Here is a 10,126-nt window from a genome sequence, read left to right as displayed (position 1 = left end):
GTCATCGTCATTGTCGTCACCGGCGCAGGAGACGAGGAGAAAAGAGAAAAGAATCAACACAATTATTTGCGCAATTAGTATTCTTGCTTTCATAAGTCCCCGCCTATCCTCAATCCGGTTGACACAACATAAGGAAGGGTATTCTTTTAACTATATCATATCAAAATATAATCTGATTTGCCAAAGGGCAATTCGACGGCGGATGATTCGGATGGCCTTTTCGTCGAAAACTCTGTCCGCACTCCGGCCTACGGCCGCCCCGCTCCTTGTGGGTGAAAACCGGGACACGTAACAAGTACATGTCCCCGTTTTTCCCCAGCCGCACAGCCTCGCCGCCGATAGCGGCGAGACTATGCCACCGGGCATTCCTACGGTTTTGTGTGAAGCTCGCCAAGGCGGCGAAGACGCCGGTCGCTGCAACAACATCGTCGATAGATGCACGCGGTCCTAGCACCGGGCCTTGCCCGGTCGCGACTGAAGTCGCTCCTACGGTTTGGTGTGATGTCATTTCGCGGCCGGGGTTGAGGGCGTTTGCTTGAGAAATCAAGACATGGGTAACACTTAATTATCAGGACATTGGTTACACATCGTCGGCCTCGGGTTGCGTTGCAGCGGCCGGAGGCCGCAGCGGCGATTTTTCGCTTCGCTTCAGTTCGCCCAGCAGGAGGTCACAAAACCAGACGCGGACGGTATGCACATCGACCGGTTCGAGGCCGACTTCCCATCACGCACCATGCGCGACAGTGGCTTAGGTGGGCGAGAACTTCCCGTTTCACGGTGGTGGGACCGCGCCGCACAACATAAATCGGCCCGCCCCGCGTTTCCAACTTCGCGCCGATGAGATACCCTGGGCTAAACTGCGCAAGGACCCTTCATTGACCGACAAAACCGCCCGAGTCTTGCTGCCGGCGCTGCTGGCGCTGGTGGTGCTGATCAACGCGTGGACCTTCACCTCGCTCCACACGCCGCGCACCTACGGCCACGACGCGCTCACCCGCGGCGTCAACGCGCTGGCGACGCTGCATATCGAGGGCCCGTCGGGGCTGGTGCACTTTTTTCGGGCCCAAGGGTTGGTCGTCGATTTCCAGTGGACGCATCTGGTCGGCGCGGCGCTGCTGGCCGGCAGCGGCAATTCCTGGCGGGCAATGGTGATGGCCCCGACGCTCTTTCTACTGCTGCTGCTCACGGCGCTTTTTTTCATCGGCGCCAAGCTGCATTCCAAGGCGGCGGGATTGGCCGTCCTCGCGGCCGCGTTGGTTTGTCCCGGCATCGTTGGATGGAGCCGCTACTACGCCTCGCTGACAGCCAACATGGCGCTGGTCGCGCTGGCCGTGTGCCTGCTGCTTTACAGCGAGCACGGCCGGCGGTGGGTTTGGGCGGCGGCGGCCGGTGCGGTCACGGCGCTGGCGGTCAAAAGCGGCGAAGCGGTCGGCGAGGCGTTTCTCAACGGCTTGACCATCTTGCCGGTGGCCGCGTTATTGCTGGCCCCCGCGCTGCGCTCGGGCCGGCGGCGAGGCCTTGTTGGCGCGGCCTGTTTTGTCGCGGCCTTGGCGTTGCTTTTGGATTGGCCGTGGTTGACCCACATGACGCCCTACCTGTGGCGCGAAGCCGGCGGCGGCCTTGCCAACGCCTTGCCCACGCAAACTGTCGCGGCGCCCTGGGCCGCTTACGCCATCGCCTTTTTCACACACAACGTGTTTTTCGAGATCGCCGTAATCGCCTTGGCCGGGACGATCTGGTTTACGCGACGCCCGGACGTGTCACGCTACGCGATCGTCGCCTGGTGGCTCGTGCCGCTGGTCGCGCTGTCGTTCCTGGACAAAAAGAACTTCCTCTACCTCGCCACGCTCACCCCGGCGCTGCCGATCCTCGCCGGGGTCGCGCTCGTCGAAGGGCTCGAACACCTGGCCGCCCCGCGCCGCCGACGCCTGGCGCTGGTCGCGTGGATCGCCGCCTGTAGTGCGCTGTTTATCCTCAACGCCCTCTGGCCGAGCTGGGGCCACCAGCGCATTGAGCGCGGCCGGACGCGTTACGCCGGGGCGTTTCAGTTGGATGTCCCGAACCTCGTGCCCGAGCCCCCCCCGGCGGCCGACGATCAAACCGAAGCGCTGGTCGAGGCGGCGTTGGCCTGCAATCCGCAAAGTGTCCTGCTGTTGGGCGATACCGCCCGCCCGGTAGACCGAATGCTCGGCGCGCCTGAACAGGTCGTGCGCTTCCTGTTCTTTTTGCCGTTGGACGGCCCGCCGCTGATCGATCTGTTTTTTGCCGTGGGTCACGCGCATGATCCAAACGGTGTGGAAGCCGCCCTGGCTGCGGCATGGGAGCCGGCACCCGACGCGTTTGTGCTGCTCGATGATTTTGCCGATGCCCACGAGGACGTGTTTCGCGCCAAGGTCTCGCGCGGCCTGCTGGACGCCATCCAAGGGACACTGCCGCGCTTGCCGGTGACCCTGCCGCGCCAGGCGATCGATCCGGTCGCGGCGCAAATCACCGACCGCCTGCCACCCGGCTCGTTCGATCCGGCCGTGGGCCGACGCTTCCGGTTGCCGTTTCCATCCGAACCCGGCGTGCCCTTCACGACCGCGCGCCTCGTGTGCGCCGATGTCGGCGCGGAGGTAACGCCGTGAATGTGCCCCGCCGCCGCCAACTGCTCTACGCCGTGATCGTGGCCGTCGTGTTTTTCGCCGCCGCTGAGGGTGTCGCCCGTCTTGCGCTGCGCACCGCAACCGAACCGGCGCTGCGCCCCGATCTGTATTTCTTCAGCGCCCATAGCGGTTTCGTCGCCGACGACCACCTTTTCTGGCGCATGCCGCCCAGGGCTGTGGTCGACGTCAAGGGCCGCGAGGTCCACAGCAACGCCTTTGGCTTGCGGGACCACGACTTCCCGCTGGAAAAGCCGCGTGGGGAAATCCGCATTTTGTCGATCGGCGAATCGGGCACCTTCGGCGAGGGCGTCGAACGGGACGAAACCTACACACAGCGGCTCGAGGCCAAGCTGCGCGCGGCGTATCCCAAGCAGCCGTTCGAGGCGATCAACGCGGGCTTGCCCAGTTACACGAGCTTTCAGGGGATGACCTACCTGCGTCGCGAGGGGCTGCGCTTTTCGCCCGATCTGGTGCTCGTCTATTTCTCGGGAAACGACTTCCTACCCAGCTACTTCGTCGACGACACCGCCCAGGCCGCCGGTCAGCCGACGCGTTACGGACGCGGCTTTTCCGATCGCGAGGTCTACCAGCGGCGGTTTTTGATCCCCGGTTGGACAACGCTGCGCCGCAGTGGCCTGGTGCGCATTTTGGCGCCGCCGTTGCTGGGCGCTGAACGCCGCCTGCGGCAGACCGGCCGGGTGGACCCGCACACCAAATTGCCGGTGCGGGTGCCCGACGCCGACCGCCGATTCACGCTGACCCAGATCGTCCGCCTCTCGCGCGGCGCCGGGGCCAAGGTGCTGCTGCTGCTTCCGCCCTACGGCAACTGGCTCGAACGCGACCCGATCCTGCTCGAGATCGGCCGCACGCTCGACGTACCGGTGCTCGACCTCAAGCAGGTGCGACTCGATTACGACGACGCGCATTTCGGCGAGGATGAAATGAGCACCTTTTTCCTCGATCCGATGCACCCTTCGGTGCTGGGCCACAAGGTTTGCGCCGAGGCGATTTTCGCGTTCATAGTGGAGCGGCACCTGCTGCCGTTGGAGGCCGCGCGATGAGCGAGTATTTTGGGTGGCGTCGATTCCTCAGTGAATTCGTTTACTTCGTGCGCCGCCGCAAACTCGTTTGGATGACGCCGATTCTCGTGGTGTTGCTACTGCTGGCGGGCTTGATCTTCTTCGCCGAAAGCGCCGTGCTCTCGCCCTTTCTCTACGCGCTATTCTAGGCGCAACTCGCAGGCCATCCCCAACGCCGCCAGACCGGGGACGATCGCGTCCACGCGACCCGACGCCAACGCGTCCGGCGATGTCGGCCGCAGCACGACCGCTTGGCCCAGGGATGGTTCGAGCATCGCGGCCCACCAGGTGGATCCGACCGGGTCGCCGTCTCGCTGACCGAGGCGCGGGGAAAGGCGGATTTGTCCGGCGTCGATGTCGGGCTGGGTCCGCAAATACCGATGCAAAGCAAGCACTTGCAGCACTTCCATGCCCGGCACGGTGCGGCCGATCAATTCGAGCGGACGCCGGGGCACGTGGGTGTCACGCTTGATGCGGTGCAAAATCGCCAACGTTTCCTCACCGGTCGACGGCGGGCTTTTCGCGTTCGTTTGGGCGTCGATGATCACAACGCCCGACTTGCCGCCCACCGAGTGGCCCACGACGAAGAGTTGATTCGGTTTTTCGGCGTAAATTGCCAGGTCGACGGCCCGCGTCAGGTGGTAAAGGCGCATGCCCGTCAGCGTGAAACCACCCAGCGCCAGGCGGTCGGCGGCGACGGCTTCATCGACGCCGTGGGCCGGGTCGCAAGCGGGTAGATCGGGGGCGAACACGACAAACCCCCCGTCCAGCAAGGCCTTTGCGATGCGGGACTCTAACGCCGTCGCGCCGTTTTCACCGTGGCCGAGGGCAAAAACCACCACATCGCCGTTGGGGCGGACTGGGCGACCGACAGCCACCGCCGTCCCGCGCAGGACGGTGTCGCGCATCACGTAGCCCGAGTCGGTGTCCACGATGAAAAGCGGCGTTTTCGCGCGGGCTTGCCACCGCTCGGCAAGGCCGAGCAAGGCGAGCATCCGTCTGCGCACGGCGCTGGGCTCGGTGGGGGCCGAAGCCAAAAAACGCTGGTATTCCGAGTCGATAAACGCAAGGTAATCCGGCGCGCGCGTCATCGACGACGGGCGCAGCCACCGGCGCGGTCGGCACGGTCGGCACGGTCGGCGGCGGTGCCGGGGGAGCCTCCGGCGAACGGCAAGCCGCCGCGAAAACCAGCGTCAAAACGCCTATCAATAACCACCGAAGTCGCATGAGCGCATCTTAGCCAAGAAAACGACGCAGTGCCAGATGCCCCAAGTGCCCGGAAAAACGCTCCAAAAGGCCGCGCGGTCATTTTTGTTATTATTCTAAGAATTGAGATACTCTGTGCCCGTGACCTGACCCCAGTTACGGTACCACTGATTCTGTTGGTCCGACGCCCCGTTGCCGGGCGCGGGGGCCCGCCCCTACGTGATGCGTGAGCCCTTACGTAATGCTCGGGCTCGCCAAGGCGGCGAAGACGCCGGTCGCCGTGACGGCATAGTCGTCGGATGCACGCGGTTTCGGGTCCAGGCTCAGCCTGGCGGGTGGTTTGTTGAATTGGGTTGGTAATCGTGCTAATTCATCGGCAACTCCTGGTGAAGAAAGGAAACGCGCGTGGCCGTTGAGATTACGATCCTTGTGCCGTTGTTTGACGAGCAAGAAAACCTTCGCCCGTTGCACGAACGCCTGAGTGCGGTACTGGCCGACGTGGGCCGCCCGTACGAGATTTTGTTTATCGATGACGGTTCCCGCGACGATTCTTTTTCGGTTCTCGAACAGTTGCACGGCGAGGATCGCGAGCACGTGCGGGTCGTTCGTTTCCGCGGCAATTTCGGCAAGAGCGCGGCGCTGTCGGCCGGGTTCACCGAGGCGCGGGGGCAAATCGTTTTTACGATGGACGCGGATCTGCAGGACGACCCGGAGGAGATCCCCGCGTTTCTCGCCAAGCTCGACGAAGGTTACGACCTCGTTTCGGGGTGGAAGAAAGTGCGGCACGATCCGCTGGGTAAAACCTTGCCGAGCAAGGTGTTCAATTGGTTCACGCGGGTGGCCACCGGGGTGCCGCTGCATGATTTCAACTGCGGCTTTAAATGCTACCGGCGCGAGGTGATCGAGGCGATCGACGTATACGGCGAGATGCACCGCTTCCTGCCGGCGCTGGCGGCGGAGTATCGCTTCCGCGTGGGCGAGATACCGGTCAAACATCACGCGCGGCACGCGGGCAAAAGCAAGTACGGCATCGAGCGTTTCACCCGCGGCGCGGCCGATTTGTTGACGGTGCTTTTCCTGACGCGCTATTTCAGGCGACCGGCGCATTTGTTCGGCGCGGCGGGTTTCACTTTCTCGGGAATCGGCGCGGCGATTCTGCTCTATCTCACCGCGCTGTGGTTCATGGGTATGCGCCCCATCGGCAACCGCCCGTTGCTGATGTTCGGCGTGCTGTTTGTCATCATGGGGATTCAGTTCATTTCCTTGGGTCTGCTCGGTGAGATGTTCACGCGTATCAGCGCCGGATCGCGTCCCGGGTATTCGATACGCCAGCGACTCGAATGAAAAAACCGTATCTGAAAACCGCCTTCAAGGCCGTCGTCGTCGCGGCCATTCTCGTGTTTCTGACACTGGCGATTTACCGCAACGCGAACAAGTTGCGCGACGTAGAGTTCGCGTTTCACGTCCTGCCCTTTTTGCTTTCGACGCTGCTGGTGCTCGCGCAGTTTTTTCAGCAATCCGCCTGTTGGTCGGTGATCCTAAGCGGCGTGGCGGGGCCGGTGCCCTTTTGGGAAGCGCAAGCGGTTTGGTACACGAGCCAGGTCGCCAAATACGTGCCCGGTCGTGTGATGCTGCCGCTGATGCGTTACACCTTACTCAAGCGGCGGGGAGTCACACTCACCCGCACGATGATGGCCATCTATCTTGAACTGGCGCTGATGACCGGCGCGGCGGTGCTCGTGGCGCTGCTGTCGTCGATCGGTTTCCCCGCGAGCGTGTGGGACATGCTGGCGGATAAAATTCACTGGTTCGGCGACGGCCGTTCGTTGCGCTGGGTCGTGCTGGCGCTAGTGCCGGCGACCTTCGTGGGTATGCACCCGCGGCTGTTGCAGTGGGTCGTCAACCGCGGCCTGCGCATGGTGAAGCGGGAGCCCGTACACTTTGAGATCACCTACGGCCGGATGCTGCTGCTGGGCATGGGGTACGTGGTGGGATGGGGCCTGTACGCACTGTCGGCTTGGCTGCTGATGGTGTCCCTCGGCATCGATGACAACGCCCTGGCATTCAAAATCGTGGCCGCGTTCACCGTTTCCTGGGCGGTCGGCTTCCTATCGTTCATCACGCCCGGGGGTATCGGCATTCGGGAAGGCGTGCTGACCGCGTTGCTGACCCTGTGGGGCGTGCCGCTGGCCGTCGCGGGCGCCGCCGCCGTGTTGGGGCGTCTGCAGTGGACCGGCAACGAACTCGTCGGCGCGATGTTGACGGTACGCCATCGACCGCCGGTCCCGCCGGATGATGACACCGGGGAAGGCAGCGGAACATGACCTGGCTGCAACGCCTGCGCAGTGATCCGGATTTCGCGCGGCGCGCCTTGCTCGTTGTTTTGGCGATTGGTTTCATCGTGCGGTTGTGGAACCTGACCGCCCCCATCGCCGACCGGCACTCGTGGAACCAAGTCAGCGCGGCTACGGTGATTCGACACTTCGTCGAAGAAGGCATCGACCCGCTGCATCCGCAATGGGACGTGCTGGAGGGCGCCGATACCGGCCCGCGCGTCGAAGCCGAGGAAGCGCCGCTGTACCACGTCGCCGCGGCCCTGCTCGCCCGCTTTTTCGGCCCCTACGAAGCGCTCGCGCGGCTGCTTTCCATCGCGGCGTCGCTGCTCGGCGCGTGGTGGCTGTATCGCCTCGTGCGTCGCAACGCGGATGAGGCCGCCGGCGTGTTTGCGGCGTTCTTCTTTTTGATATCGCCATTCGGTTGGTTTTACGGCCGGGCCATCATGTCCGACATGTGGATGGTGGCGATGCTCGTGGCGGCGGTCGAACGTTACGACGCCTGGCTGCGCACCGGATCGACGCGCACCCTTCTTACTGCGGCGCTCGCCGTGATGCTCGCCGGATTGTTCAAGCCCTTCGCGTTGCACGTCGGCTTGGCCTTGCTGGTTTTGCAGATCGCCCGCGGCGGTTGGAAATCGTTGATCGACTGGCGGCTGACCGTTTTTGCCGTCGTCGCGGTCGGTCCGCCGCTGCTTTGGGTCTGGCACGCGGCCGGTGTGGGCACGTTGGGCAACGTCACCGAAGGCGGCAATCCGTTGACCGCCGAACATCTTTGGGGGCCGATCTCGCTGCTATGGAGCGGCGCGTTCTGGTTCAAATTGCAGGCTCGGGTTTTCGATCAGATGGCCACTCCCGTCGTGGCATTACTGGCGGGTATTGCGCTGGTGTGGCCCGCCTCGCGGCGTCGATGCGGGGTGGCAGCGGCTTGGTTGTTGGCCGCATTCGCATACCTACTGCTGGTGCGCGACGGCAACCGGATGCACGATTACTACCAGCTTCCCTTCTTACCGGTGTTTGCGGCGTTGGCGGGCATCGGCCTGGGCGAGTTGGCCGGTCGTCTGGACCGCCGTTTCGTCGCGCTGATCCTCATCGCGTTCGCAGCGTGGTCGACTCTGTACGTACGCAGCGCGTTTCGTCTCGACCTATCCAGCCACCGGGCCGGGCAGCTCGTGCGCGAAGTCAGCCGACATGACGATTTGATCCTCGTGATCGACCCCGGCGTGACGCGCAAGAACCAGGCGATCTACGCGGCGCATCGGCGGGGGTGGCACGACCGCTCGCTGAAGCCGGACACGTTACGCACGTACATCGATCGCGGCGCGCGTTGGTTGGTGCTGTGTGTGGAGGACGAACAACAGGCCGCGCATCCGGAATGGGGCGGGTTGCTGCAGGCGCTGCCGCGCGTCGCCCACGACCGGGGTCCCTACGGCAAGCGCGGGCGGATGCACACGATTGAAGTGTATGCACTGGCCGGCGTATCGCGGCTTTAGCTGCTCGGCAACTGGTCGAAGCAGAAAGTGATCGCGTCGTACAGTTCGATCAATTCCGCGAAGGCGTCGCAATCGATGCCCGCCAGGCATAGGAAGAAATCCTGCACGTTCGCGCTGCCGCTTTCCTCCACGTCTTGACACATTTGCAGCGTCGATAAGTAGATGCCGTTGTCGGGAAAGCAACCTGTTTCGCCGAAAAACTCATCCGCATAGTCCGCGCAATCACCGGTGGAGGCGTTGTCGTCGTCATCGTCCCCGGAGGCGTCGTCGTCGCCGAAATCGAAATCGTCATCGTCGTCGTCATCGTCGCTACTACAGGCGAACACGCCCACCAGAGCCACCAGCAACCACGCGCCGAGAACCGCCCAATACCAAATAGTCGAACGTTTCATTGTGCTTTCGCCACCATTTTAGGGTGATAGGATATCACGATCAGACTGGCCACGAACAGAGAGGAATCACGCAACAAGTAGAACCAACTAATCGTGTCCGTGCCGCCTTCCGGCCGGAAACAACCACAGGAAATATCGAAGCCATGCGCCAACGCCCAGGATAGCGCCGTAAAAAATGAGAAGTACATCAGCGCGGATAGCAAAGCTGCGGCTTCGGTCAGCCGATGGAAGGGTCGACGCCCGCCGGGTCCCATCACCAAGAACAGGCCAACGAATAATTCCGTCCACGGCAGGAACAATGCCCACAGATTAACGAACTGACGGGGCAGGAAACGGTAGTTGTCCACGGCGAGCGAAAAAGCGTCCGGGTCCATAATCTTCGGTACTGCCGCCACCAAAAACAGACCGCCGATCAGCCATCGCAAGGGAAAGATAAGCCAGGGGTTTATGAGTATGGTTTGGAGTTTCTTCATCTATTCCATCTTGTAGAGCTGCAATTCTTGCCGTTGTCCGTTCACCGGGTATCCCGCCGCCGACCATTCCGGCCAGCCCCCGTGAAACACGAATACCTTTTCGTACCCGACGTTCATCAGGTGGTCGGCCACGAGGTACGAGCTGTTGCACCCCTCCCCGCTGCAATAGACGGCGACTTCATCGGCTAGCGCGATGCCGGCCATCACGAGTTCCCAATCTTCCTCGACGTGAGAGTAAAAAAGCAGCCGCGCGTTCCGGATGTGACCGGCGCGGTACTCTTGAGGGGAACGCGAATCGATGAACGGCACGCCCCGGTCGTACAGCTCCTTGGCGCGAGCGAGCGAGATAATCGGCCCGTTGGCATCCGAAGCGACGATTTCCGGCCGAATCAACGGAATACCATCGGAGCGCGCGGCATTGGTTGCCAGCGCGAACACGCAAGCGACTGCGACAATAATTGCGGCGGTGATGATGGTGTGCTTCCAGTTTGACAATGTCTACCTC

General features: G+C 62.8%; 10 protein-coding genes. 6 read left to right on the top strand and 4 right to left on the bottom strand.

Going from position 1 to position 10,126, the window contains the following annotated elements; all coding sequences use genetic code 11:
- The first annotated feature begins 875 nt into the window (after nucleotides 1–875).
- The 3 genes from P9L99_14615 to P9L99_14605 are packed head-to-tail and all read left to right on the top strand — an operon-like array spanning nucleotide 876 to nucleotide 3,873.
- Nucleotides 876–2,627 carry a hypothetical protein gene (locus P9L99_14615; GenBank protein ID MDP8224591.1) on the top strand — a complete coding sequence of 584 codons (1,752 nt, stop codon included), beginning with the start codon at nucleotides 876–878 and terminating at the stop codon, nucleotides 2,625–2,627.
- A complete protein-coding gene (locus P9L99_14610; GenBank protein MDP8224590.1) occupies nucleotides 2,624–3,706 on the top strand; it encodes a GDSL-type esterase/lipase family protein in 1,083 nt (360 codons plus the stop codon). Before P9L99_14615 ends, P9L99_14610 begins: the two co-directional genes overlap by 4 nt.
- Nucleotides 3,703–3,873 (top strand): DUF5989 family protein, encoded by a 171-nt coding sequence (locus tag P9L99_14605; protein ID MDP8224589.1) that lies wholly within the window; start codon nucleotides 3,703–3,705, stop codon nucleotides 3,871–3,873. Before P9L99_14610 ends, P9L99_14605 begins: the two co-directional genes overlap by 4 nt.
- Here the strand turns inward: P9L99_14605 and P9L99_14600 are convergent.
- Entirely contained in the window at nucleotides 3,865–4,815 is a 951-nt protein-coding gene (locus tag P9L99_14600) for a hypothetical protein (GenBank protein MDP8224588.1), read from the bottom strand. The two genes, P9L99_14605 and P9L99_14600, sit on opposite strands and share 9 nt — an antisense overlap.
- Before the next feature lie 520 nt (nucleotides 4,816–5,335).
- Between P9L99_14600 and P9L99_14595 the strand changes: the two genes are divergently transcribed.
- Genes P9L99_14595 through P9L99_14585 form a run of 3 tightly spaced genes read left to right on the top strand, consistent with a single transcriptional unit; the run spans nucleotide 5,336 to nucleotide 8,756 of the window.
- Nucleotides 5,336–6,274 carry a glycosyltransferase family 2 protein gene (locus P9L99_14595; protein ID MDP8224587.1) on the top strand — a complete coding sequence of 313 codons (939 nt, stop codon included), beginning with the start codon at nucleotides 5,336–5,338 and terminating at the stop codon, nucleotides 6,272–6,274.
- Complete coding sequence (locus P9L99_14590) at nucleotides 6,271–7,254, top strand: lysylphosphatidylglycerol synthase transmembrane domain-containing protein (GenBank protein MDP8224586.1); 984 nt, start codon at nucleotides 6,271–6,273, stop codon at nucleotides 7,252–7,254. Before P9L99_14595 ends, P9L99_14590 begins: the two co-directional genes overlap by 4 nt.
- A complete protein-coding gene (locus P9L99_14585) occupies nucleotides 7,251–8,756 on the top strand; it encodes a glycosyltransferase family 39 protein (GenBank protein ID MDP8224585.1) in 1,506 nt (501 codons plus the stop codon). The genes P9L99_14590 and P9L99_14585 overlap by 4 nt, the downstream gene beginning before the upstream one ends.
- Here P9L99_14585 and P9L99_14580 read toward each other — a convergent pair.
- The 3 genes from P9L99_14580 to P9L99_14570 are packed head-to-tail and all read right to left on the bottom strand — an operon-like array spanning nucleotide 8,753 to nucleotide 10,116.
- Nucleotides 8,753–9,148 carry a hypothetical protein gene (locus P9L99_14580; protein MDP8224584.1) on the bottom strand — a complete coding sequence of 132 codons (396 nt, stop codon included), beginning with the start codon at nucleotides 9,146–9,148 and terminating at the stop codon, nucleotides 8,753–8,755. The two genes, P9L99_14585 and P9L99_14580, sit on opposite strands and share 4 nt — an antisense overlap.
- Nucleotides 9,145–9,621: a MauE/DoxX family redox-associated membrane protein gene (locus P9L99_14575; protein MDP8224583.1), complete on the bottom strand. Its 477-nt coding sequence runs from the start codon at nucleotides 9,619–9,621 to the stop codon at nucleotides 9,145–9,147. The genes P9L99_14580 and P9L99_14575 overlap by 4 nt, the downstream gene beginning before the upstream one ends.
- A complete protein-coding gene (locus tag P9L99_14570) occupies nucleotides 9,622–10,116 on the bottom strand; it encodes a rhodanese-like domain-containing protein (GenBank protein ID MDP8224582.1) in 495 nt (164 codons plus the stop codon).
- Nucleotides 10,117–10,126 lie beyond the last annotated feature (10 nt).

The sequence above is a fragment of the Candidatus Lernaella stagnicola genome, from assembly GCA_030765525.1.
GTDB lineage: Bacteria > Lernaellota > Lernaellaia > Lernaellales > Lernaellaceae > Lernaella > Lernaella stagnicola.
The sequence above is the reverse complement of the archived record's forward strand: the minus strand, read 5'-3'. Positions and strand labels throughout refer to the sequence as shown.